Annotated in this window: 21 protein-coding genes; 8 read left to right on the top strand and 13 right to left on the bottom strand. The window is 66.4% G+C overall.

From position 1 onward, the window contains the following. Positions 1 to 66: 66 nt before the first annotated feature. From ACF8NF_RS09780 to ACF8NF_RS09770, 3 genes are all read right to left on the bottom strand, one after another. Complete coding sequence (locus tag ACF8NF_RS09780; protein WP_392450518.1) at positions 67 to 1,365, bottom strand: lysine N(6)-hydroxylase/L-ornithine N(5)-oxygenase family protein; 1,299 nt, start codon at positions 1,363 to 1,365, stop codon at positions 67 to 69. A gap of 11 nt (positions 1,366 to 1,376) precedes the next feature. Then, on the bottom strand, positions 1,377 to 2,489 hold the full coding sequence (locus ACF8NF_RS09775) for a GNAT family N-acetyltransferase (protein WP_392450517.1): 1,113 nt from the start codon (positions 2,487 to 2,489) through the stop codon (positions 1,377 to 1,379). Between the two features lie 149 nt (positions 2,490 to 2,638). Further along, the gene (locus tag ACF8NF_RS09770) at positions 2,639 to 3,604 is read right to left on the bottom strand and encodes an alpha/beta hydrolase (protein ID WP_392450516.1); all 966 of its coding nucleotides are present in this window, start codon (positions 3,602 to 3,604) and stop codon (positions 2,639 to 2,641) included. A 245-nt stretch (positions 3,605 to 3,849) separates the two neighbouring features. On the opposite strand from ACF8NF_RS09770, the gene ACF8NF_RS09765 reads away from it, so the two are divergent. Then, positions 3,850 to 5,565: a cyclic peptide export ABC transporter gene (locus ACF8NF_RS09765; RefSeq protein WP_392450515.1), complete on the top strand. Its 1,716-nt coding sequence runs from the start codon at positions 3,850 to 3,852 to the stop codon at positions 5,563 to 5,565. 20 nt (positions 5,566 to 5,585) lie between these two features. Then, positions 5,586 to 6,428 (top strand): N(5)-hydroxyornithine transformylase PvdF, encoded by an 843-nt coding sequence (locus tag ACF8NF_RS09760; protein ID WP_392450514.1) that lies wholly within the window; start codon positions 5,586 to 5,588, stop codon positions 6,426 to 6,428. Positions 6,429 to 6,581: 153 nt separating this feature from the next. On the opposite strand, the gene ACF8NF_RS09755 is transcribed toward ACF8NF_RS09760, so the two are convergent. The 3 genes from ACF8NF_RS09755 to ACF8NF_RS09745 form a co-directional block, all read right to left on the bottom strand. Beyond that, on the bottom strand, positions 6,582 to 7,340 hold the full coding sequence (locus ACF8NF_RS09755) for a 3-hydroxyacyl-CoA dehydrogenase (protein WP_017404736.1): 759 nt from the start codon (positions 7,338 to 7,340) through the stop codon (positions 6,582 to 6,584). A gap of 131 nt (positions 7,341 to 7,471) precedes the next feature. Further along, complete coding sequence (locus tag ACF8NF_RS09750) at positions 7,472 to 8,518, bottom strand: extracellular solute-binding protein (RefSeq protein ID WP_392450513.1); 1,047 nt, start codon at positions 8,516 to 8,518, stop codon at positions 7,472 to 7,474. A gap of 276 nt (positions 8,519 to 8,794) precedes the next feature. Next, positions 8,795 to 9,343, bottom strand: a complete 549-nt coding sequence (locus ACF8NF_RS09745) for a phasin family protein (protein WP_016450488.1) — start codon at positions 9,341 to 9,343, stop codon at positions 8,795 to 8,797. 323 nt (positions 9,344 to 9,666) lie between these two features. On the opposite strand from ACF8NF_RS09745, the gene ACF8NF_RS09740 reads away from it, so the two are divergent. From ACF8NF_RS09740 to ACF8NF_RS09715, 6 genes are all read left to right on the top strand, one after another. Further along, positions 9,667 to 10,128 carry a thioesterase family protein gene (locus ACF8NF_RS09740; protein WP_017404735.1) on the top strand — a complete coding sequence of 154 codons (462 nt, stop codon included), beginning with the start codon at positions 9,667 to 9,669 and terminating at the stop codon, positions 10,126 to 10,128. Between the two features lie 115 nt (positions 10,129 to 10,243). Beyond that, a complete protein-coding gene (gene pncB, locus ACF8NF_RS09735; protein ID WP_016454370.1) occupies positions 10,244 to 11,464 on the top strand; it encodes a nicotinate phosphoribosyltransferase in 1,221 nt (406 codons plus the stop codon). Positions 11,465 to 11,525: 61 nt separating this feature from the next. Continuing rightward, on the top strand, positions 11,526 to 12,953 hold the full coding sequence (locus ACF8NF_RS09730) for a sodium:proton antiporter (protein ID WP_026062206.1): 1,428 nt from the start codon (positions 11,526 to 11,528) through the stop codon (positions 12,951 to 12,953). Between the two features lie 37 nt (positions 12,954 to 12,990). After that, positions 12,991 to 13,998, top strand: coding sequence for a D-glycerate dehydrogenase (locus tag ACF8NF_RS09725; RefSeq protein ID WP_016450492.1), 1,008 nt, complete (start codon positions 12,991 to 12,993; stop codon positions 13,996 to 13,998). Between the two features lie 110 nt (positions 13,999 to 14,108). Further along, complete coding sequence (gene rmuC, locus ACF8NF_RS09720) at positions 14,109 to 15,599, top strand: DNA recombination protein RmuC (protein ID WP_074921459.1); 1,491 nt, start codon at positions 14,109 to 14,111, stop codon at positions 15,597 to 15,599. 1 nt (position 15,600) lies between these two features. Beyond that, positions 15,601 to 16,782 (top strand): MFS transporter, encoded by a 1,182-nt coding sequence (locus ACF8NF_RS09715; RefSeq protein ID WP_016450494.1) that lies wholly within the window; start codon positions 15,601 to 15,603, stop codon positions 16,780 to 16,782. A 70-nt stretch (positions 16,783 to 16,852) separates the two neighbouring features. On the opposite strand, the gene ACF8NF_RS09710 is transcribed toward ACF8NF_RS09715, so the two are convergent. The 7 genes from ACF8NF_RS09710 to ACF8NF_RS09680 form a co-directional block, all read right to left on the bottom strand. Beyond that, the gene (locus ACF8NF_RS09710; protein ID WP_016450495.1) at positions 16,853 to 17,722 is read right to left on the bottom strand and encodes an LOG family protein; all 870 of its coding nucleotides are present in this window, start codon (positions 17,720 to 17,722) and stop codon (positions 16,853 to 16,855) included. A 242-nt stretch (positions 17,723 to 17,964) separates the two neighbouring features. After that, the gene (locus ACF8NF_RS09705; RefSeq protein WP_016450496.1) at positions 17,965 to 18,351 is read right to left on the bottom strand and encodes a monovalent cation/H(+) antiporter subunit G; all 387 of its coding nucleotides are present in this window, start codon (positions 18,349 to 18,351) and stop codon (positions 17,965 to 17,967) included. After that, positions 18,348 to 18,626 carry a K+/H+ antiporter subunit F gene (locus tag ACF8NF_RS09700; protein ID WP_012206532.1) on the bottom strand — a complete coding sequence of 93 codons (279 nt, stop codon included), beginning with the start codon at positions 18,624 to 18,626 and terminating at the stop codon, positions 18,348 to 18,350. The genes ACF8NF_RS09705 and ACF8NF_RS09700 overlap by 4 nt, the downstream gene beginning before the upstream one ends. Beyond that, the gene (locus ACF8NF_RS09695; RefSeq protein ID WP_016450497.1) at positions 18,623 to 19,114 is read right to left on the bottom strand and encodes a Na+/H+ antiporter subunit E; all 492 of its coding nucleotides are present in this window, start codon (positions 19,112 to 19,114) and stop codon (positions 18,623 to 18,625) included. Before ACF8NF_RS09695 ends, ACF8NF_RS09700 begins: the two co-directional genes overlap by 4 nt. Then, entirely contained in the window at positions 19,111 to 20,907 is a 1,797-nt protein-coding gene (locus ACF8NF_RS09690) for a monovalent cation/H+ antiporter subunit D (protein ID WP_017404727.1), read from the bottom strand. The genes ACF8NF_RS09695 and ACF8NF_RS09690 overlap by 4 nt, the downstream gene beginning before the upstream one ends. Then, on the bottom strand, positions 20,904 to 21,269 hold the full coding sequence (locus tag ACF8NF_RS09685; RefSeq protein ID WP_016450499.1) for a Na+/H+ antiporter subunit C: 366 nt from the start codon (positions 21,267 to 21,269) through the stop codon (positions 20,904 to 20,906). Before ACF8NF_RS09685 ends, ACF8NF_RS09690 begins: the two co-directional genes overlap by 4 nt. Beyond that, positions 21,269 to 24,247 (bottom strand): monovalent cation/H+ antiporter subunit A, encoded by a 2,979-nt coding sequence (locus ACF8NF_RS09680; protein WP_016450500.1) that lies wholly within the window; start codon positions 24,245 to 24,247, stop codon positions 21,269 to 21,271. The genes ACF8NF_RS09685 and ACF8NF_RS09680 overlap by 1 nt, the downstream gene beginning before the upstream one ends. Positions 24,248 to 24,339 lie beyond the last annotated feature (92 nt).

Below are 24,339 nucleotides of genomic sequence, written 5' to 3'. Positions count from 1 at the left end.
TGCAAATGGTTTGCATTCAAATTATGGCATGGGAGATTCGTGCGCCATCATGCCCGGTGCGATCTTTCAGTCCTGCAGCGCCAGCTGTTCTGTGCGCGCAACATCGGGTCTTTGGGCTTGCGCTGCCAGCAGGGCGTCGCCGATTTCGCCGGTGCGCACTGAGGTGACCGACAGCAGGGTGTCGCTCAGGCCGTGGGAGCCCTCGCAGGCGCCCTGCAGGAAGATGGCGGGGCGAAAGTCCGGCGTGGTGTGCACCTGGTAGTCGCGGCTCACGGAGAAGTCGCCCAGGTAGGGGGCCAGCGGGTCCAGCAGGGTCTTGTGGTGCTCGCGCGCATAGCCGGTGGCCAGCACCACCACGTCGTAGCGCGATGCATGGTCGATGCCGCTGTTGAGGTCGCGCAGGCCCAGGTGGATGCCGTCGCTGGCGGCGCGCGCATCCTGCACCTCGTGGCGGCGCAGGAAGCGGTGGCGCGTGTCGCCGACGACCTTCTGTTCATAGAACACCTTGAAGATGCTCTCGATCAGCTCCAGGTCGGGGCAGGCGTAGTTGGTGTGCCAGAACTCGCGCAGCAGGGCGCCGCGCTCGTCGTGCGGGCGGCTGTAGACATGGTCCACGAAGTCGGCGTTGAAGATTTCGTTGACGAAGGGGCTGTCGTCCGAGGGGCGGATGGAGCGGGCGCGCATGACCATGTCGATCTCGGCCGTGGCGTAGCGGCCGTGCAGGTCCATGAAGATTTCGGCGGCGCTCTGGCCCGCGCCCACGACGGCGATGCGCAGCGGCCTGGCATGCTCGGCAATGCTGCGCAGGTAGGCGCTGGAGTGGAAGACGCGCGCATCGCCGCGCAGGGGCTTGAACTGCTCGGGAATGCTGGGCGTGCCGCCGATGCTCATGACCAGGTTCTGGCCCAGGCGCTCATGCATGTTGCCGGCCGCATCGCGCGAGCGCACGCGCAGCAGCTCCACCTTGCCGTCGCGTTTTTCAGGCAACACCTCGATGACTTCCTGGCCGTAGACGCAGCGGTCCTCGAACTTGGAGGCGGCCCAGGCCAGGTAGTCGTTGAACTCGTGGCGGCTGGGAAAGAAGGTCTTGAGGTTGATGAAGTCCTGCAGCCGGCCCTTCTCGTGCAGGTAGTTGATGAAGGTGAAGCGGCTGGTGGGATTGCGCAGCGTGGCCAGGTCCTTGAGGAAGGACACCTGCATGTGGGCCTGCTCCAGCAGCATGTCCTTGTGCCAGGCGAAGCGCGGCTGCTTTTCGATGAAGACGGGGTGCATGGCCCGCGCGGTGGTTTCGCGCTCCTTGAGGGCGATGGCCAGGGCAATGTTGGAGGGGCCGAAGCCGATGCCGATCAGCGGGTGGGTTTGCATGGAAGGTCCTTTCATTGGGTCGATGCGTCCAGTGCGTCCGGCGCGGCTGCGTCGGTCTGCGGTATCCACAAGGCGTCTGCGAAAAAGCGTTCCCTGAGCAGGACTCCCAGCACGGCGCGCTTGTGCGGGAAGTCGAATTCCTTGACCAGCGCATAGCCGCAGCGCGGCAGGCTTTTGCGCATCTTGCGGTTGTCGGCGCGCGGCTCCACGACGATGCGCTGCGTGCGGCAGTCGTCCAGAAAGAGGTAGTGCGACAGCGAGGGCAGCCAGGCCGTCAGGTAGGGTCTGCCGCGAAACCGTGCCTCCCCCACCAGCGCATGCCAGCCCCGGTCATGGTCGCCCGCGTCATAGAAGGGGGCGATGCGGTCTTCCTTGGCCCAGTAGGCCTCGAAGTAGCCGAAGGGCTCGCCGTCGAAGCAGCCGATGAGGCCGAGCGCATGCGGGTCGCCGGCCATGCGCTGCAGATAGGCGCGGTGGTGGGCAAGGTCGCCGCTTTCCTCCCAGAAATGCGCGACGACCGGGTCGTTCATCCAGCGGTGGATGAGGGGCAGGTCGGCCTCGGGCTCCACGGTGCGAAAGCTCAGCGTGCGGCCCAACCAGGGGATGAAGCGGCGGTAGACCTCGCCGCGCGGCTTGTGCAGGCGCACGGGGTGGCGCCGGCCTTCGGTGAGCGTGTAGTGCAGCGCATAGGGTGGGCGCGGGCGGGGCAGCCACAGGGGCTGCTGCCAGAGCACGTCTCTTGCCACGCGCGCAGCCTGGCCCGGCTGCACCGTGGCGATGCTGTCGCGCAGGCCCGGTGGCAGGCGGGGCAGGGACAGCTCGATTTCCCGGGCATCCGGGCGCAGGCCGAAACCGGCCTGCAGCGCGGCCAGCAGTTCATCCGCTTCGGGCATGCCCGAGCAGGGCCCTATCCATTGCAGCCGCAGCAGGCCTGGCGCGGCCGCGGGTGACAGGTTCCAGAGACTGTGCTTGCCGGGCCTGCCGGCATCCACGGACCCCGAACGCTCCAGGCGCAGCCGCTGTCCATCGCCGAAGACGCTGATCGTCTCGGCGCCTGCATGGGCGAGGTAGCTGGCGCCGGAGGCGTCTGGTGACGGTGTAGCGGTGGCTTCGACTGGACGCACGTGGACTCTTTCAGATGGAGTGCCCCGCGTGCGGGACACGGGTCGGGGCTCGGGCAAGGGCACAGGGGACACAAGGGACACAAGGGACACAAGGCAGCCTCATGACCGGGATGACGTGCAGGCGCGGCAAATGTTCATGCCAGGGCCGTTCATGCCAGGGCCGGGATCCGGGCCGCCTGGAAGGCATGGGCCAGTGCCTTGCAGAGCCGGCCGCGCAGCACCTCGGTCTCTTCGGTGAGGGCGCCCAGCCGCGCAAAGTCATGGACCATGCCGGCGTAGATCTGCAGGTCCACGGCCACGCCGGCGGCCTGCAGCCGCTCGGCATAGCGCTTTCCTTCGTCGATCAGCGGGTCGTACCCGGCCAGCACCATCAGCGTGGGGGCCAGCCGGCCCAGGTCGGATGCCTGCAGCGGGGCAAAGCGCCAGTCCTGCCGGTCCGCATCGCTGCGCAGGTATTGGCCGAACATCCAGTCCAGGGTGTCACCTTCCAGCAGATGGCCGGTGGCCAGGCGCGCATGCGAGTCACTGTCCTGCTGCGCTGCCGTGCAGGGGTAGAGCAGCAACTGCAGCAAGGGCTGGGGCATGCCCGCGTCGCGCGCGGCGATGCACAGGGCCGTGGCCAGCGTGCCCCCGACGCTGTCGCCGCCAATGGCCAGGCGCTGCGCGTCCAGGCCATGGCGGCCGCCGTGCTCCAGCAGCCAGGCCAGGGCGTCCTGTGCGTCGAGGAAGGCGGTGGGAAAGCGGTGCTCTGGCGCCAGCCGGTAGTCGATGGCCAGCACATTGCAGGGCGTGCCCAGCGCCAGGCTGCGGCACAGGCTGTCATGCGATTCGAGCCCGCCCAGCACATAGCCGCCGCCGTGAAGGAACAGCAGGCAGGGCGCGGCTGTGTGTCCAGGGGCTGCGCGGTAGAGCCGGGCACGGATACGCGCGCCGTCGCGCGTGGGCAGCTCCAGGTCCTCGGTGGGCAGATCGTCGCCCGGCAGGTCCAGCGCCAGCGTGGCGTTGTCGTAGGCGGCGCGCGCCTGCGCTGCCGTCATCTGGCTCATGCGCGGGCGGCTGGATGCCTGGGCGTTGGCGAGTTCAAGAAATGCTTGCAGGTCGGGGTGGAGAGCCATGGCGTCCTTCGGGTGTGCGGCAGACAAGGCAGGGCGGGCCGGTGCAGGGCATGGCGCCCGCGCTGCCCCTTCCCCGTGATGACGCTGGGCGGCGGAATTTGTTCATCGCCTGGGCGGTGAACATTTTTGGCGCACGCACGTCTTGCAGGGAGTAGGGAGCGCTCGCCGTGCGCCGCGCTCCAGGAAACGCCGGGCCGCGCCGGCATTGCAAGGTCATGCGCCCATGGGCGCCAGAGGAATCCCTTATGGAAAACGCCAGCCGACCGCCCTCCGAGGTACTGCGCCTGCTCAGGCCCTTCCTGCCGTGGATGGCGCTGTCCGTGGTCACGGGCATTTGCGCGGGTGGGGCCACGGTGGCGCTGCTGGCGACCATCAACCAGGTGCTCAACCGCCCAGGCGGATTGGCCGGCGGGCTGCTGCTGACCTTCATCGCCCTGTGCGCCACCGTGCTGGTGTGCCGGGCCGCGTCCGACATGTCGGGCAATTTCGTGGGGCAGCGCCTGGTGGCCCGGCTGCGCAAGGAGCTGGCCAGCAAGATCCTGGCCGCGCCCATCGACGCGCTGGAGCGCTACCGCACGCACCGCCTCATGCCCGTGCTCACGCAGGACGTGGACATGATCAGCGACGTGGCCTTCGTGCTGGCCTCCAACGTGATCGCCCTGGCCATTGCGCTGGGCTGCCTGGCCTATCTGGCCCTGCTGTCGCCGCCGCTGTTTGCCATGCTGGTGGTGGCGCTGGTGCTGGGCGTGAGCCTGCAGGCGCTGGCCCAGTCGCGCGGCGTGGCGGGGTTCTGGAAGGCGCGCGAACACGAGGAAGTGCTGCACAAGGCCTACCGCGCCATCAGCGAAGGCGCCAAGGAGCTGCGCATGCACCGCGCGCGCCGGGGCCGCATCTTCGACGGGCAGATCGGCGGCACGGTGGATGCCATCCGCCGCATCAACAGCCGCGCCATCAACACCTATGTATTGGCCACGGCCTTCGGTTCGGCGCTGTTCTTTCTGTTGATCGCCCTCATCCTGGGCTGGGCCGCGCTGCGCACCACCGAGCCCGTGGTGCTCAGCGGCTTCGTGCTGGTGCTGCTGTTCCTCAAGGGCCCCATGGACCAGATCGCGGGCGCGCTGCCCAACCTGGGCCGTGCCAAGGTGGCGCTGCAGCGCATTGCCGACCTGTCGGCGCGCTTTGCCAGCCCCGAGCCGCACCTGCACCTGGACAGCCCGCCCGGCGAGGTCCGCCTGGACCGCGGCCTGGAGCTGCGGGGCGTGCGCTATGCCTTCGATGCGCCCGAAGGCGGCAAGGCCTTCGAGATCGGCCCCATCGACCTGAAGCTGGGCAAGGGCGAACTGGTCTTTGTGGTGGGCGACAACGGCTCGGGCAAGACCACGCTGATCAAGCTGCTGCTGGGCCTGTATGCGCCCCAGCAGGGCGAGATCCTGCATGACGGCCAGCCCGTCACGGCACAGACGCGCGATGACTACCGCCAGCTGTTCACCACGGTGTTCTCGGACTTCTACCTGTTCGAGGACCTGGTGGCCGGCGGCGAGGAAGGCCAGGCCGCCGCGCTGCCCGAGGCCGCGCTGCCCTACCTGCAGCGGCTGGAGATCGCCCACAAGGTCAGCGTGCGCAACGGCAGCTTCAGCACCATCGACCTGTCCACCGGCCAGCGCAAGCGCCTGGCCCTGGTCCACGCCTATCTGGAGGGCCGGCCCGTGCTGGTCTTCGACGAATGGGCGGCCGACCAGGACCCGAGCTTCCGCCACCTGTTCTACACCGAGCTGCTGCCCGAGCTGCGCGCCAGGGGCCACCTGCTGGTGGTGATCTCGCACGACGACCGCTACTTCCATTTGGCCGACCGCGTGGTCCGCATGGATGCCGGCCGCATCGCTGCGCCGCAGCCGCACCCGGAGCATCAAGGGCCCGCGGCCACCGAGCCGACCCCGGACGCCGCACTTGCGGCCACCTGATTCACGCTGAACTCACGCACATGGCAAAGACAAAACTCGTCTACATCTGGTCCCTGAGAAACGCCGCCGCCGACCAGGCAGGCCAGCACATCGCCTACAAGGGCGCAACGCGCTACATGAAGTCGCCGCTCGAATACCTGGGCGAGCTGCTGGACACCAGCCCGCTGGGCGATATCTACAGCCTGGAGGCCGTGATCCACGACGACGACGAGGCCTCGCCGCGCGACCGCGAAAAAATCGGCGACTACGGCTTCAGCTACCAGCCTGGCGGCCGCTGGTTCTATCCGCCGGACCTGCGCATCCAGGGGCGCAGGGTCAATGACCTGCTCATGGCCGTGCCGTCTTCCTACCGGCGCCTGCCGCTGAACGATCCGCAGCGCGCCGCGGGCAAGCAGATGTTCGAGGCGCAGTTGCAGGACAGGCTGGTACAGCTGGGTGCCGAGCGGGTGGTGCTGGACGGCCTGCTCGTCATCCTGGACCGGCTCGTGCGGCCCGGGGCCCTGTTCCACCGCAGGATCGCCAACATCCACCCCGGCATCACGCGCCTGGAGTCGCCCTATGAACGCCGGGGCGCCTGCGCCACGCTGGACGCGCTGCATGGCGCGCAGGGCCGCAGGATCGTGGACTGGAAGACCATGGAACAGCGCCCGGTCCCGCCCCTGTTCAAGACCGGCGCATCCTTTCACTACGTGGACAACGGCATCGACTCCGGCGAAGTCATCGCCGACGTGCTGGGCACCGACATCAATCCCCAAGACACGATTCTTGAGCTGCGCTGGAACAACTTCCAGCACAGCCTGTTCCCTGCATTGCGCAAGGGGCTGGAGATGATGGCCAAAGAGCCTGCACGCACCACGGCCTGACAACGCGCGTATCTCCAAAAACGGCGCGGCCCAACGCGAGGGACGCCGAGCAAGGGCCTATGCCGGCCGCGCCGCCTCGCCGCTAGGGTGTCGTCCTCCTCCCGCGCGAAGCGCGTAGAGAGGGGGAAGCGGCGCAGCCGCTCAGGGGGTGCTTCACCTCGGCGCCAGACGAATGGCCCCGTCCAGCCGGATCACCTCGCCATTGAGCATGTCGTTGTCCAGGATGTGGCGCACCAGCTTGGCATAGTCCTGGGGCGTGCCCAGGCGGCTGGGGAAGGGCACGCCGGCGGCCAGTGCGTCCTGCACTTCCTGCGGCATGCCGAACAGCATGGGCGTGCCGAAGATGCCGGGGGCAATCGTCATGTTGCGGATGCCGTTGCGCGCCAGGTCGCGTGCAATGGGCAGCGTCATGCCGACCACGCCGCCCTTGGACGCCGCATAGGCCGCCTGGCCGATCTGGCCGTCGTAGGCTGCCACGCTGGCCGTGGAGATCAGCACGCCGCGCTCGCCCGTGCTCTCGGGCTCGTTGGCCGACATGGCGGCGGCGGCCAGGCGGATCATGTTGAAGCTGCCGATCAGGTTGACCGTGATGGTCTTGGAAAACAGCGCCAGGTTGTGCGCGCCGTTCTTGCCCACGGTCTTCTCGGCGGGCGCAATGCCTGCGCAGTTGACCAGGCCTGCCAGCTTGCCCAGGCTCACGGCCTTGTCCACCACGGCCTGGCCATCGGCCTCCTGGCTCACGTCGCATTTGACGAAGACGCCACCGATCTCGCGCGCCACGGCCTCGCCCTTGTCCGCCTGCATATCGGCGATCACCACCTTGCCGCCCTCGGCCGCCAGCATGCGCGCCGTGCCTTCGCCCAGCCCGGAGGCGCCGCCCGTGACGATGAATACCCGGTCCTTGATCTGCATGGAATGTCTCCTTGGTTATCTGACGTTGACGTAAACGTAACTCTCAAATTATGCATGCAGCCCCGGCCGCAGCCATGTCGCGCCCAAGAAAAAGCCCGGCAGTGCCGGGCTGGTGATGGGCGCGATGGGGGTTACTGGAACCCGGCACGGTCCAGCATTTGCTGGACCTTGGTCATGTTCTTGCCCACGGCCGTGATCGGGATGGTCTCGCTCTTGAAGGGCTTGCCGCCGGTCATTTCCTTGAGGGCAGGGTTGTCCAGTTCCACGCCCTTGGCTGCTGGCCACTCGTTGTTGCCGTTGGCAAAGTAGTTCTGGGCGGCGGGGCTGGCCAGGTACTCCAGGAACTTGACGGCGTTGTCCTTGTTCTTGGCATGGCGTGCCACGGCGCCGCCCGCGATGTTCAGGTGCGTGCCCCAGCTGGACTGGTTGGGGAAGACCACGCCGATCTTGCCGACCACGGCCTGGTCCTCGGGCTTGCCCGAACGCATCATGCGCGCCAGGTAGTAGCTGTTGGTCACGCCGATGGTGCATTCGCCCGAGGCCACGGCCTTGATCTGGTCGGTGTCGCCACCCTTGGGCGGGCGGGCCAGGTTGGCCTTCATGCCCTGGATCCAGCCCTCTGCCTTTTGCTCGCCCATGTGTTCGACCACGGTGCCGAACAGGCTCAGGTTGTAGGGATGCGAGCCCGAGCGGATGCACAGCTGGCCCTTGAACTTGGGGTCGGCCAGCGATTCGTAGTTCTGCACGTCGGCAGGCTGGACCTTGGCCTTGTTGTAGACGATGACGCGGGCACGTGTGGACAGGCCGAACCAGCTGATGCCATCGGCCGTGGGCTGGGCGCGCAGGTTGGAGGGAATGGCGTCTTCCAGCAGCTTGGAGTGGATGGGCTGGAACAGGCCATCCACCTCGCCGCGGTACAGGCGCGCGGCATCGACCAGCAGGATCACGTCGGCCGGCGAGGCCTGGCCCTCGGACTTCAGGCGCGCAATGATGCCGGCGTCGTCGCCGTCCACGCGGTTGATCTTGATGCCGGTGGCCTTGGTGAAGCCGTTGTACAGCTCCTCGTCCGTGGAGTAGTGGCGCGCGGAGTAGAGGTTGACGACCTGGGAGTCGGCAATGGCTGTGCCGGCAGCCACCAGGGCGCAAGCGGCAAACAGGGCTTTCAGGGATTTCGACATGAAGACAGGCCTCTCTTTGTTGGCAAAGCGCGATGATAGGCCAGACGCGAATTGTTCTTAATAAAGGGGGTGGTTCTGGAGGGCTATGGCAGCCCGGGGTATCGAGGACGGGAATAAAAAAAACCCAGTCCAAGGACTGGGTTTTGAAAGGATCCAGAAACGGGGGTTTCGAGAGGATCCAAGGAGACAACTGGTCAGGTCTTGCGACCCGGGATGCATGCAATTATGAGGGTAATCACTGATTCTTGCACGCAGTCCTGTTGTAAGACGGCGTGATCAACGCTTGCGGGTCTGGGCCGACTGGACGGCTTCGCTGGCGGTGTTGGTCACGGCCGTGAAGTTGGCTTCCGCCAGGTCCGAAGCCTGCTTGACGGCCTTTTGCACCGACTCGAAGGCATTGTTGGCAGCCGACACGGCGCTCTTCATCACGGCCACGGCGGTTTCGGAACCTGCGGGTGCGTTCTTGGCGGTGGTGTCCACCAGGGCGCTGAAGTTCTTCTGCAGATCGGACGCCTGGCTTTCGAAGGCCTTGGCCAGCTCGGCACCGGTGCCGCTGGCGATGTCGTACAGGTGGCGGCTGTAGGCAGCGGTCTTTTCAGCCAGGGGCTGGAACAGGTTGGCCTGCAGCGACAGCAGCTCCTGCGCATCCTTCACGCTCAGGACGGCCTGGGTGTGCTGGGCGGCTTCGTTCAGTGCGGCGCGCGAGGCGGTCACATTCAGTTCCACCAGCTTTTCAACGCCTTCGAAGGCCTTGCTCGTCAGGCCGAACAGGGTTTCCAGGTTGGCCTTTTGTGCGCTCAGGATTTGGTCAGGGGTCAAGCTCATGTCAGTCTCCAGAAAAACGGACCACAGGGGTCTCGGGTTACGGGGAATTGCCTGCGCTGACCTGACTGAGTGTCATGTTGCAGTGCAGCATGGGTCTTATTGTAGGGATTGCAAAAAAGGAATCAAGTACCTGATGCTGCGGTGCAGCAAAAAAATCGGCAAAGCTGTGGGTTTTTTGTAAGTCTTTGATTTTGAATTGGTTTTATGTCGGTTTGACGACATTTTTCGGTTTGCATGCTTACTCGCTTGGCGAGTGATTGGCAGCAGTGCGCGTCGTGATGGCGACAGTGGCTGGGGACAGGGCGCATTCGGCCGGCGGCACAATGGCCGCCATGAATGAATCGCCCCCGAGCCGCCCCGCGCCGCAGCCCCGTTCGGCCTATGCGGCATTCCGACGCATCAGCACGCGCTGGTCGGACAACGATGTCTACGGGCACGTCAACAACGTCGTGTATTACAGCTGGTTCGATACGGCGGTGAATGCCCATCTGATCGAGCAGGGCGCGCTGGATATCCACGCGGGCGAGACGATAGGCCTGGTCATAGAGACGCAATGCAATTACTTTGCGCCGCTGGCCTTCCCGCAGGAGGTGGAGGCCGGTATCCGGGTGGCCCGCATCGGTGGCTCCAGCGTGCGCTACGAGGTGGGGCTGTTCGCGCAGGGCGAGCCATTGACGGCGGCGGCCGGGCATTTCGTGCATGTCTATGTGGACCGGCATACGCGCCGGCCTGCCCAGATTCCGCAGGCGCTGCGACAGGTGCTGGAGCCGCTGCTGCGCGGCTGATGGCGTCCGGGGCGCATGCAAGGCGTGCGCTCGCAGCGCGGCAGCGTGTGTATGGCCTACACTCGAAAGCTGTCTGCCATCTGACCGCTGGGGCGCTTACCGCCCGGCTCTGTCCATGATCATCACCAGCCTGCTCGATACCGACCTGTACAAATTCACGATGATGCAGGTGGTGCTGCACCAGTTTCCCGGAGCACAGGTCGAGTACCGCTTCAAGTGCCGCAACCCCGGCGTGCAGCTCGCACCCTATGTGAACGAGATCCGCTCCGAGATCCGCTCGCTGTGCAGCCTGCGTTTCCAGGACGCGGAGCTGGCCTATCTGAGCTCGCTGCGCTTCATCAAGAGCGACTTCGTCGATTTCCTGGGCCTGTTCCACCTCAACGAGAAATGCATCACGGTGCAGGCGCTGCCCAATGGCGAGATCGACATCACCATCCGCGGGCCCTGGCTGCACACCATCCTATTCGAGATTCCCGTGCTGGCCATCGTCAACGAGGTGTACTTCCGCAACACCCAGCCGGTGCCCGATTTTCCGGAAGGCCGGCGCCGTCTCGACGCCAAGATTGCGCTGCTGCAGCAGCCCGGCCTGGAGCAGCTCAAGATTGCCGACTACGGCACGCGCCGTCGCTTTTCGCGGGCCTGGCATGAAGAGGTGCTACGCGTGCTGTGCGCACGCCTGGGCCGGCCCGGCGCATCCGCGGAGTCCGAAGGCCAGTTCGCCGGCACCAGCAATGTGCTGTACGCCATGAAGCTGGGCGTGCGGCCCCTGGGCACGCTGGCGCATGAATACCTGCAGGCCTGCCAGTCCCTGGGCCCGCGCCTGCGCGACAGCCAGATCTTCGGCTTCGAATCCTGGGCGCGCGAATACCGGGGCGACCTGGGCATTGCGCTGTCGGACGTCTACGGCATGTCGGCCTTCCTGCGCGATTTCGACCTGTACTTCTGCAAGCTCTTCGACGGTGCGCGCCACGACAGCGGTGACCCCTTTGAATGGGGCGAGCGGCTGCTGGCCCACTACCGTGCCAACCGCATCGATCCGCTGACCAAGACGCTGATCTTCAGCGACGGCCTGACGGTGCCGCGCACCATCGAGCTGTTCCAGCGCTTCCATGGCCGCTGCCAGCTGGCCTTCGGCATAGGCACCAACCTGACCAACGATCTGGGCGACGCGCCCGACCATGTGCCGCTGCAGATCGTCATCAAGATGACCCGCTGCAACGGCCAGCCCGTGGCCAAGCTCTCGGACACGCCGGGCAAGAGCATGTGCGATGACGAGAAGTACCTGGCCTACCTGCGCCAGGTGTTCGAGATTGCGCCGCCTGCGGCGCAGGCTTGATTGCGGCACCATCTGCCGCCAGGAGGGGACAGTGAATAGAGAACAAAGAGGAGACGGGACCATGAAGGCATTGCGCGGATTGCTGGCGCTGCTGGCCACCTGCGCGCCATCCTGGGCCCTGGCCGCCGATATCGACGGCGGCCAGCTTTCGGTACTTTGGGGCGTGCCGTTTGCGGGCATGCTGTTGTCCATCGCCCTGGTGCCGCTGGCGGCGCCCCATTTCTGGCACCGGCATTTCGGCAAGGTGACGGCCGCCTGGGCGCTGGTCTTTCTGCTGCCCTTCGCGGCGGTGTTCGGCGTGGGCGCGGCCATGGCCAACCTGGTGCATGCCCTGCTGGCTGAATACCTGCCGTTCGTGATCCTGCTGACGGCGCTGTACACGGTGTCGGGCGGCATCTATGTGCGCGGCAATCTCAAGGGATCGCCGGGGCTGAACACGGCCATCCTGGCGATCGGCGCCGTGCTGGCCAGCTTCATGGGGACCACGGGCGCCTCGATGCTGCTGATCCGGCCGCTGCTGCGCGCCAACGACAACCGCAGGCACCAGGTGCATGTGGTGGTGTTCTTCATCTTCATCGTCTCCAATGCCGGCGGCTCGCTGACGCCACTGGGCGATCCACCGCTGTTCCTGGGCTTTCTCAAGGGGGTAGATTTCTTCTGGACGGTACGCCACATCTTCACCGAGACGCTGTTCCTGGTGGGCGCGCTGCTGGCGCTGTTCTACGCGATCGATGCCTGGCTGCTGCGCAAGGCCGGCGAAGCGGATCTGCCCGATCCCACGCCCAGCGTCGATGCCTTGGGCCGCGCCAGCCGCCTGGGTTTTGATGGCGGCGTGAACTTCGTGCTGCTGCTGGCCGTGGTGGCACTGGTGCTGATGAGCGGCCTGTGGCGTACCGATGCCGGCCTGGTGCTGGCCGGCACGCATGTGGGCCTGCCGGGTCTGGTGCGCGATGCGGGCCTCGTCGCCGTGACTGTGCTGTCCCTCAGGCTCACGCCGCGCAGCGTGCACCAGGCCAATGAATTCGGCTGGGGGCCGATGCAGGAAGTGGCCAAGTTGTTCGCGGGCATCTTCCTGACCATCATTCCAGTGATCGCCATGCTCAAGGCGGGAACGGCCGGACCCTTCGGCGCCATTGTGGGGGCCGTGACGCGCGCCGACGGCACGCCCGATCCGCTGATGTATTTCTGGGCCACGGGCCTGCTGTCCTCGTTCCTGGACAACGCGCCGACCTACCTGGTGTTCTTCAATACGGCGGGCGGAGACGCCGCTCAGATGATGACGGCCATGGCCTCGACGCTGGCCGCCATCTCGGCGGGCGCGGTGTTCATGGGCGCCAACACCTATATCGGCAATGCGCCCAACCTGATGGTCAAGGCCATTGCCGAGGAGCGCGGCGTGAAGATGCCCAGCTTCTTCGGCTACATGGCCTGGTCGCTGTGCATTCTGGTGCCGCTGTTCGTATTGATGAGCTTCATCTGGTTCCGCTGAAGAACCGCCTAACGCCAAGACAAGGAAAGAGAGAGACATGGCAAGCAAACCCCGCATCCTGATCGCCCGTGCCATCCCGCCCGAAGTGGTGCGCAAGCTGGAGCAGCACTTCGAGGTCGAGTCCAACCAGGATGACGTGGTCTGGAGCCCGCAGGAACTGGCCAGGCATCTGCAGGACAAGGATGGAGTGCTGACCACGGGCTCGCAGACCATCGATGCGGCGCTGCTGGCCGCCTGCCCGCGCCTGAAGGTGGTGGCCAACATGGCCGTGGGCTACAACAACTTCGACGTGCCTGCGATGACGGCTGCAGGTGTGCAGGGCACGAATGCCCCCGACGTGCTGACCGAGACCACGGCCGATTTCGGCTTTGCCCTGCTGATGGCCACGGCCCGCCGCGTGACCGAAAGCGAGCACTACCTGCGCGCAGGAAAGTGGAACTCCTGGCGCTACGACCTGTTTGCCGGCTCGGAAGTGCACGGCAGCACGCTGGGCATCATCGGCATGGGCCGCATCGGCCAGGGCATCGCCAAACGCGGGGCGCATGGCTTCGGCATGAAGGTGGTCTATCACAACCGCTCGCGCCTGTCGCCCGAGCTGGAAGCCGAATGCAAGGCCGGCTACGTGGGCAAGGATGAACTGCTGGCCATGGCCGACCATGTGGTGCTGGTGCTGCCCTACACCAAGGAAAACCACCACACCATAGGCGCGGCCGAGATCGCCCGGATGAAGCCCACGGCCACGCTGATCAACATCGCGCGCGGCGGCATCGTCGATGACGCGGCGCTGGCCAGGGCACTGCGCGACAGGACCATTGCTGCAGCAGGCCTGGACGTGTTCGAGGGCGAGCCCTCGGTCCATCCCGACCTGCTGACCGTGCCCAACGTGGTGCTGACCCCGCACATCGCCAGCGCCACCATGGGCACGCGCAGCGCCATGGCCGAGCTGGCGGCCGACAACCTGATCGACTTCCTGTCAGGCAAGGGCCCGCGCACGCCCGTGAACCAGCCCGAAGCGGCGGCCGCCGGCGCGCGCGCCAAGGCCTGAACACGGTGTTGTGACAATCGCGGGAAGGCTGGCCGTGGCCGCTTCCCGCTGCATGGAGCGCAAGCAAAATCTTGACCCAGATATCCGGAGTGTGGTGGGCGGCCTGGGCCGTGCTGCTGTTGGGGCAGGCGGCCGTGATCTGGCTGCTGTGGAGGCGCTCGGCGCAGCGCGAGGACGGGGTGGCGCCCCAGCAGGTGCTGCAGGCGCTGCAGATGCTGGACGTGCGGCTGCAGCAGCTCGAGCGCGGTGCCCAGGCCACGCAGATGGCCGTGGCCAAGAGCGATGGCGGGCTGGACCGCGTCTCGCAGCAGCTGCAGGCCCATCTGGCCCAGGCCCAGCTCGATGCCCAGGCGGCGCGGCGCGAGCAGGGCGAGGCGCTGGCAGCCTTTCGCATGGAACTGGGCCGGCTCACCGTGCGGCTGGCCGCCGACAGCGCCCAGGCCCGCGAGGCCCAGGGCGAAAGCACGCAGCGCTTCAACGCCCATGTGCAGGAGCGCTTCGAGGCGCTGGCGCAGACCACGCGCAGCACGCTGGACTCCCTCAAGAACGACATCCAGCAGCAGCTGGGCGGGCTGGCGCAATCCAGCCAGGTCCATGCCGAGCAGCTGCGCGGCACGCTCAACGAGCGGCTGGCCACCATCCAGTCGGACAACGCGGCGCGCCTGGAAGAGATGCGGCGCACGGTGGACGAGAAGCTGCATGCCACGCTGGAGCAGCGCCTGGGCGAATCGTTCAAGCTGGTCAGCGACCGGCTGGAGCAGGTGCACAAGGGCCTGGGCGAGATGCAGACGCTGGCCGGCAGCGTGGGCGATCTCAAGCGCGTGATGACCAATGTGAAGACGCGCGGCACCTGGGGCGAACTGCAGCTGGGCGCCATCATCGAGAACGTGCTCACGCCCGAGCAGTACGCGCGCAACGTCAAGACCGTGCCCGGCAGCGACGACATGGTGGAGTTCGCCATCCGCCTGCCCGGACGCAGCGACGAGACGCCGGTCTGGCTGCCCATCGACGCCAAGTACCCGGTGGAGCAGTACCAGCGCCTGCTCGACGCCCAGGATGCGGCGGACAAGGCAGCCATTGCCGCGGCAGGCAATGCCTTCGAGGCATCGATCAAGTTCGAGGCGCGCAAGATCCACGGCAAGTACGTGAGCCCGCCGCACACCACGGACTTTGCCGTGCTCTACCTGCCCACCGAAGGCCTGTTTGCCGAGGTCATGCGCCGCCCCGGCCTGGTCGAGGCCGTGCAGAACGGCTGCCGCGTGATGGTCACCGGCCCGGCCAACCTGGCCGCCATGCTCAGCAGCCTGCAGATGGGCTTCAAGACGCTGGCCATCGAAAAGCGCTCGTCCGAGGTCTGGGCGGTGCTCGGCCAGGTCAAGACCGAGTTCGCCAAGTTCGGCGAAGTGGTGGATGCCACGCGCAAGTCCATAGACGCGGCGGCCAAGCGCTTCGAGCAGGTGGGCGTGCGCACGCGCGCCATCCAGCGCCAGCTACGCGACGTGCAGGAGCTGCCCGCGCCGACCTCTAGTGCAGCGCGGCCCGGCCTGCCGGATGACAAGGACGCTGCGGCCGGAATGGAGCCGGGATCGGAGCAGGATTGAGATGAACCTGGCCCTGTTCAAGGTCATCATGGCGCAGGTCAGCGTGCATGCCACCATGGCCGGCATGCGGCTGGCAGCGCCCTTGCTGGCCCTGCAGCAGGGCTATAGCGCAGCGGCCGTGGGCATCTTGCTGGCGCTGTTCGCGCTGACCCAGGTGTTCCTGGCGCTGCCGGCCGGGCGCTTCGCGGACAAGCATGGTTTTCGCAAGCCGTTTTTCCTGTCCATGCTGGCGGCCAGCGGGGGCTGCGCGCTGGCGCTGGCATTGCCGCTGTATCCGGTGCTATGCCTTGCGGCGTTGTTGACGGGCGGAGCCAGCGGCGCCGTGGTGATCGCCGTGCAGCGCCATGCGGGCCGTGTCACCCACGATGCCGTGGCGCTCAAGAAGGTGTTCAGCTGGTTGGCCATAGGCCCGGCCATCTCCAACTTCATCGGGCCCTTCAGCACCGGGCTGCTGATCGATCACGCGAATTTTGGCGGCGAGGGTAGCACCATGGGCTACCGCGTCGCCTTCGGCCTGCTGGCCCTGGTGCCCGTGCTGGCCTGGAGCTGGGTGCGCCACACGCAGGAGCTGCCGCCCGTGCGCGCGCCCATCGGCGGTCCCAAGCAGCATGCCTGGGACCTGTTGCGAGACCGCAATTTCCGCAACCTGCTGCTGGTCAACTGGCTGCAGTCCGCATGCTGGGACGTGCACACCTTTGTGCTGCCGCTGCTGGGCCATGAGAAGGGCCTGAGCGCCTCGGTCATCGGCACGCTGCTGGGCATTTTTGCCGTGGCGGCCGCCGCCATCCGCCTGGCCATGCCGCTGGTGGCCGAGCGCTTGCGCGAAGGCGCCGTGATCTCCGGTGCCATGGCCATCACCGCCTTCGTCTTTGCGCTGTACCCCTTCATGGACTCGGCGCTGACCATGGGCATGTGTTCGGTGATGCTGGGTTTTTCACTGGGATCTGTGCAGCCCATGGTCATGAGCATGCTGCACCAGATCACGCCCGAGCACCGCCATGGCGAGGCACTGGGCCTGCGGCTCATGGCCATCAATGCCTCCAGCGTGGCCATGCCCGTGCTGTTCGGCTCGGCGGGGGCATTGATCGGCGTGTCTGCGCTGTTCTGGGTGGTGGGTGCGGCCGTGGCCTCGGGCATCCGCACGGCCTGGTTCATGGGGCTGACGCCGCGCAAGCCGGAATGAAAAAAAGCGACCTGCGCCTTGGTGCGCAGATCGCCTTGCGACGCGGTGGCGGCCTGCCGGCCGCTGCGGCTTACCAGCCGCCAGCGTGGAACTGCTTGATCAGCGCCCAGGCCTCGACCGGATCATCGGTATAGCGGAACAGCTGCAGGTCCTTGGGCGAGATTGTGCCTTCCTCGATCATCAGGTCGATGTTGAGCAGGCGCTTCCAGAACTCGGTGCCAAAAAGGATCACGGGCACCGAATGCGTCTTGCCGGTCTGCATGAGGGTCAGCACCTCGAACAGCTCGTCCAGCGTGCCGAAGCCGCCGGGGAAGGCCACCAGGGCCTTGGCGCGCATCATGAAATGCATCTTGCGCAGGGCGAAGTAGTGGAACTTGAAGCTCAGGTCCGGCGAGATGAAGCGGTTGCCGTTTTGCTCGTGCGGCAGCTCGATGTTCAGGCCGATGCTGGGCGCGCCCACGTCATGGGCGCCCCGGTTGGCCGCCTCCATGATGCCGGGGCCGCCGCCGGTGCAGATGTAGAGGCGCTCCTCGGGCGGCTGGTTCAGGCTGTCGGCGGCCACGATGCGCGTGAAGGCGCGGGCCTGTTCATAGCGGTGCGCATTGCGCACGGCGCGCTCGGCCAAGGCAACGCGCTGGGGATCGCCGCTGGCCTGTGCGTCGGCCAATTGCTGCTCGGCCTGCTCCAGGTCCACGAAGCGGGCGCTGCCATAGACCACGACGGTGTGCTCGATGCCGCGCTCGATCTGGGCCAGGTCCGGCTTGAGCAGCTCCAGCTGCATGCGGATGCCGCGGGTTTCGCGGCGGAACATGAATTCCGGGTCCGCGAAGGCCAGGCGATTGGAGTTCTGCTGCAATGCCATGCCGTTGTGTGCCTGGTTGTGAAGGGCCGACCAGCCGTTGGCCAGATCGGTATCGGTCAGGGGGGAAGAGATTTGCATGAACCCTCGTACACAGGAAAAACCAGGGCGGCCACGCCTGTGGCCGTTCCATCAAATACGTTGCCAGCGCAGATGATGACTGCACTATACGCTCACAAACTCATAGCCGCGGGGCTCGTGCACCGGGTGCTTTGGCGCATTGACGCAGCCGTGGGCGAATTCGTATGCTGGACAGTTGGCAGTAGGGCTTTTGCCTGCCGCTGCCTGCCGCATCGGCGGGTATTTTCAGGCCCGATTGCGCTTCAGACGTCCGGGTGTTCGGCCGGCTCGTTGCGCACGACGCTGCTCAGCGGCGGCGGCACGTCCTGGCCCGCACGGCGTGCGCGGAACAGGGCTGCACGCATCAGGAAGATGGTCGTGATGGGAACGGTCACCGAGATGAACACCGCAATCAGCAGCGCATGCACGGCCAGGCTCTGTCCGCTGACGGAAAAGTAGATCCAGGTGGCATGCATGATCAGCCAGCAGCCCATGGTGGCGATGATGGAAGGCGCATGCACGCGCTCGAAATAGCTGTCCAGGCGCCACAGGCCCATGGAGCCCAGAAAGGCGATGATGGCGCCGCCCAGCGCCAGCACAGCCACCAGGATCTGGCACCACAGCGGCAGCGTGGTGGTTTCCGGCATCATTCGATCACCTCGCCGCGCAGCAGGAACTTGGCCATGGCCGTGGAGCCCACGCAGCCGAACAGCGCAACCAGCAGGGCGGCCTCGAAATAGCTGGTGCTGTCATAGATGATGCCCATCAGCAGCATGGCCAGCATGCCGTTGAGGTACATGCAGTCCAGCGCCAGCACGCGATCCTGGGCGTGCGGGCCCTTGAGCAGGCGCAGCACGGCGCAGCCCATGGCGGCGACCAGCAGGCCCAGCGCGAACATCAAAGTCCAGTGGAACCAGGGCATCATTCGAAAATCTCCATCAGGGGGCGCTCGTAGGAGCGCTTGACGTGCTGGACGATCTCTTCGGGGTCATCGACCTCCAGCACATGCAGCATGAGCTGGGAGCGGTCGCGCGAGATCTCGGCCCAGGCCGTGCCGGGCGTGATGCACACGATCATGGCGAGCACGGCCAGGCCGTTGGGGTCGCGCAGTTCCAGCGGGATGCGCACGAAGTTGGCCGGGTGCTTGCGCATGCCCGGAAACAGCATGAACCGCACGACGTTGAAGTTGGACACCGAGGTGTCCCAGACCACGCGCAGCCCCAGGCGCACGATGGTCAGCGGATGGCGCACGCGCACGGGCAAGGGGCGCAGGCCGCGCAGCAGCAGCGGCAGCAACAGTCCCAGCAAGGCGCCCAGCAGGATCTGGCCGCTGCTGAACGAGCGGTTGAGCAGCAGCCACAGCAGGAACAGCGCCACCGACAGCAGCGGCGCGGGCAGCAGGGTTTTCATCATCGGGAATCCTCCTTGCCGGCCGTTGGGCCTGCATCGCCTATGCCTGCGGGCATGGGCGCGCCGCTGGCCTGGGCAGCGGCGCGCGCGGCGCCTTCGGGGCCGGCTTCCAGCCGCGCCTTCTTTTCTGCCGGGCTCGGCTCCGGCTGCGTGCCCATGACGGAGCGCACATAGACATCGGGCGCCAGCAGCGCATCGGCCGCACGCTGCGTGTAGCCCATCAGCTGGCCACCCTGCACGGTGAGCGCCACGCAGCAGGCCAGCAGCACGGCGATGGGCAGGCCTTCGGCCACACGCAACGAGGGCGAGTTCTGCTCCTCGGTCGCCCAGAAATGGCGTATGCCGGCGCGCACCAGCGACAGCAGGGCGAGCAGTCCCGTGGCGATCATCAGCGCCACCAGCACCCAGCCGGCCCAGCCGGCCTGGAAGCCGCTGGAGTTGCCCAGGCCCAGCGGGTTGAGCAGGGCAGACAGCATGGCGAACTTGCCCACAAAGCCCGAAAGCGGGGGCAGGCCGGTGACCACCAGGGTGGCCAGCATGAAGCTCAGGCCGATGAAGGCGGCCGCTGCGGGAATGGCGCGGCCGATCAGCACCTCTTCGGATTCGTCGAGGTTGAAGCCCTCCGTGGGCAGCAGTTCGGCGTTGAGGAAGGGAGCCTCGTCATCCTCATAGGGCTCGCCCGCATCGTCATCCACGCGCCAGCGGTCCACCACGTCGGCGATCAGAAACAGGGCGCTCACGGCCAGGGTGGAGCTGGGCAGGTAGTACAGCAGCCCGGCCGTCAAGGCATTCTGGCCAAAGCCCGTGGCGGCCAGCAAGGTGCCCGAAGAGAGAACGGCCGCAAAGCCCGCGATATGCGTCAGGCGCTGCGAGCCCAGCATGCCCAGGCCGCCGAAGGCCATGGTCAGCATGCCGCCGACGATCAGCCAGGTGCTGCCGAACAGGGCGGAGGCGCCGGCCTCGGAGCTGAACAGCAGCGTCCACAGCCGCAGCACCACGTAGACGCCCACCTTGGTCATGAGCGCGAACACGGCGCCCACGGGAGCGGTGGCTGCGCTGTAGGCCGGCACCAGCCAGAAGTTCAGCGGCCACATGGCTGCCTTGGTCAGGAAGGCAATGCCCAGGATGGCAGCGGCCGAATGCAGCAGCCCGCGGTCGTCGCTGCTGACCTGGGGGATGGCACGTGCCAGGTCGGCCATGTTCAGCGTGCCGGTCAGGCCGTAGAGCATGGACACGCCGATCAGGAACAGCGACGAGGCTGCAAGATTGATGGCGATGTAGTGCAGGCCCGCCTGGATGCGCGTCCGCCCGGAACCATGCAGGACCAGTCCATAGGAGGCCGCGAGCATGATCTCGAAGAACACGAACAGGTTGAACAGGTCCGCCGTGAGGAAGGCGCCGCTCAGGCCCATCAGCTGAAACTGGAACAGCGAGTGAAAGTGCATCCCCGCGCGGTGCCAGCGGGCGCTGGAGAAGACCAGCGAGGCCAGGGCCACCGTATAGGTCAGCACCAGCATCATGCCGGTCAGGCGGTCCAGTGCCAGCGAGATGCCGAAGGGCATGGGCCAGTTGCCCGGCATGTAGACGCCCAGGTTGACGGGCGCGCCGGCCTGGTCGGTCCACAGCATCAGCATCACGGCCACGCCCAGCCCCATCAGGGTGGATACCAGTCCAAGAGCGAATTTGAGGCGCTGGCGCTCTTCGCGCAGCAACAGCATCAGCGCTGCCGAAAGCATGGGCAGCACGATGGGCGCCAGCATCAGGTGCGGCATGAGACGGGCGGTCAGCTCGTTCATGGCATCTCCTGCTCGGTGCGGGAATGGGCTCCGTCCACATGGTCGGTGCCCGTGGTGCCGCGCGAGGCCAGCAGCACCACCAGGAACAGTGCCGTCATGGCAAAGCCGATCACGATGGCCGTGAGCACCAGCGCCTGCGGCATGGGATCCGCATAGTGCGCAAGATCCTGCGGCACGCCGGCGCGCAGCACGGGCTCCTTGTCGATGGCCAGGCCCTGGCGGCCCATGCTGAAGATGAACAGGTTGACTGCGTAAGACAGCAGGGCCAGGCCCATGATGACCTGGTAGGTGCGTGGGCGCAGCAGCAGCCACACGCCCGAGCCCGTCAGTACGCCGATGGCAATGGCAAGCACGACTTCCATCAGAAACCTCCTCGTGCAAGCGCTGCAGCGGTGGCCTGCTGCACGGCGGCTTCGGCCTCTTCGGCCTGTTGCTGCTGCTCCTCCAGCAGGCGGGCGTGGTAGCGGTGGCTGCGCACCGATTGGTGGGCGATGGCCGTCAGAATGAGCATGGTCGCGCCGACCACCAGCGAGAACACACCGATGTCGAAGAACAGGGCGCTGGCGAGATGCACGTCGCCGACGACTGGCAGGGTCATATGGAAGGTGTGGCTGGTGAGAAAGGGATAGCCGGCCACGATGGAGCCCATGCCGGTACCCAGTGCGAACAGCAGGCCGACACCGATCCATCGGCGCGGGAAGATCGGCAGGTGGGCCTCGACCCACTGCGTGCCGGAGATGATGTACTGCATCAGCAAGGCGACCGAGAACACCAGGCCGGCCACGAAGCCGCCGCCGGGCTCGTTGTGACCACGCATGAAGATGTAGACGGAAACCAGGGCGGCAAACGGCAGCAGCAGCCGCACCAGCACGGCGGGCACCATCAGGTAGCCCACGGCCGTATCGCCTGCGTTGCGCGGATTGAACAGATCGGTCTGCAGGTCGCCAGGCATGTAGCGTTGCTGCTCGGGCAGGTCCAGCGTCTCGCGGGCCGGGCGAAAGCGCCTGAGCAGCGCATAGACGACCAGGGCCACGATGCCCAGCACCACGATCTCGCCGAAGGTGTCGAACCCCCGGAAGTCCACCAGCATGACGTTGACCACATTGGTGCCGCCGCCATCGCTGAGCGCATGTTCCAGGAAGAAGGTGGAGGCCCCGTCATAGAAGGGGCGGCTCATCATGGCGAAGGCCAGCCAGGCCATGCCGCCACCTGCAACCAGCGACAGCAGCAGGTCACGCATGCGGCGCGAGCGGGCGCGCAGCTCGGCGGACAGCACGGGAATGTGCAGGCTTTTGTCGCGCTTGGGCATCCAGCGCAGGCCCAGCAGCATCAGTACCGTGGTGGCGACCTCGACGACCAGCTGCGTCAGCGCCAGGTCAGGCGCCGAGAACCACAGGAAGGTCAGGCAGGTGCACAGGCCGGCGCCGCCCAGCATGATCAGCGCCGTCAGCCGGTGGTACTTGGCCTTCCAGGCCGTACCCAGGGCGCAGAGAATGCCCACGGCCCACAGCATCACGAAGGCGGGCGACAGCGGCAGCATGCTCCGGTCGCCCAGCTTGATGCCTTGCAGCCACAGGGGCAGAACGCCAGCCAGCACGGCAGTGCAGACCAGCCACAGCATCTGCCACTGCAGGCGCATGGTGGACAGGCGCCGGCGCGACCAGCGGCCCAGCAGGGACAGGCGGGCCAGCAGGTTCTCGAAAACACGCTGGCCGCTGAGCGTGCCCACCAGCGGCGCGGTATCCATATGGCCGGCCTGGCGCTGCCAGCGCAGCAGCATGTACAGCAGGATGCCGCCAATCAACGCCACAAGGCTCATGATCAAGGGCATGTTCCAGCCGTGCCATATGGCCAGGCTGTACTCGGGCAGGTCGCCGCCGACCACGGGCGTGGCGGCCGCTGCGAGAAAGCTGCCCACCGCCCACGCCGGCAGCATGCCCACCACCAGGCAGGCCAGCACCAGCAGCTCGACGGGCACGCGCATCCAGTGCGGAGGCTCGTGCGGGTCATGCGGCAGGTCGGTGGCCTTGGGGCCGAAGAAGACGTCGATGGTGAAGCGCAGCGAATAGGCCACGCTGAACATGCCCGCCACCGTGGCGGCCACCGGCAAGGCCGTGCGCACCCAGGGAGCGGCATCCAGGTAGACGGTCTCGGCGAAGAACATCTCCTTGGACAGGAAGCCGTTGAGCAGCGGTACGCCCGCCATGGCCGCGCTGGCCACGCAGGCCAGCGTGGCCGTGATGGGCATCATGTGCCGCAGGCCCGAAAGCCGGCGGATGTCACGCGTGCCGCTTTCATGGTCGACGATGCCCGCGGCCATGAACAGCGAGGCCTTGAAGGTCGCGTGGTTCATGATGTGGAACACCGCAGCCACGGCGGCCAGCTTGCTGTTCAGGCCCAGCAGCAGCGTGATCAGGCCCAGGTGGGAAATCGTCGAATAGGCCAGCAATCCCTTGAGATCGTGCTGGAACATGGCCAGATAGCCGCCGATGAGCAGGGTTGCCGCGCCGGCTCCGCCCACCAGCCAGAACCAGGCATCGGTGTCACCCAGCACGGGCCACATGCGCGCCAGCAGGAACACGCCGGCCTTGACCATGGTGGCGGAGTGCAGATAGGCCGACACCGGCGTGGGCGCGGCCATGGCGTGCGGCAGCCAGAAGTGGAAGGGGAACTGCGCACTCTTGGTCAGCGCGCCCAGCAGGATCAGCACCAGGGCGATCAGGTACAGCTGGTGGTCACGCACCTGCTGGCCGGCGATGAGCACGTTGTCCAGGTCATAGCTGCCCACGATGTGGCCCAGCACCAGCATGCCGGCCAGCATGGCCAGGCCGCCTGTGCCCGTCACCGTCAGCGCCATGCGCGCGCCGCGGCGTGCATCCTTGCGATGGTGCCAGTATCCGATCAGAAGAAAGGAGAAGAGGCTGGTCAGCTCCCAGAAGAAGGCAATCTGGATGATGTTGCCCGACAGCACCACGCCAGCCATCGCGCCCATGAAGGCCAGAAAGAACGAGAAAAAGCGCGGCACTGGATCGGCCGGCGACATGTAGTAGCGCGCATACAGCACGACCAGCGAGCCTATGCCCAGCACCAGCATGCAGAACATCCAGGCAAAGCCGTCCATGCGGATCACCAGGTTCAGCCCCAGTGCCGGCAGCCACTCGATCTCCTGGCGCAGCACTTCCCCATCGGCGATCTGTGGAAACAGCAATGCGGTCTGTATGGCACAGCCCAATGCAATCACGCCGGCCAGAGTCGACTCCGTATTGCGCGCATTGGCGGGCAGCATTGCGGCAATCAGGCTGCCGATGAAGGGTAGGAGTATGAGGGTGATCAGGGGCATGGGCGGTCCATTTTACGGGCAAGGTTTTTTGCTTCGCTATGAAAACCTGAGCATGTTTCAGGCTATGGCCGCGCATACCCCGAGGGTCGTAC

It is taken from the genome of Delftia sp. WSY_22 (genome assembly GCF_043104185.1).
Taxonomy (GTDB): domain Bacteria; phylum Pseudomonadota; class Gammaproteobacteria; order Burkholderiales; family Burkholderiaceae_C; genus Comamonas; species Comamonas tsuruhatensis.
The sequence above is the reverse complement of the archived record's forward strand: the minus strand, read 5'-3'. Positions and strand labels throughout refer to the sequence as shown.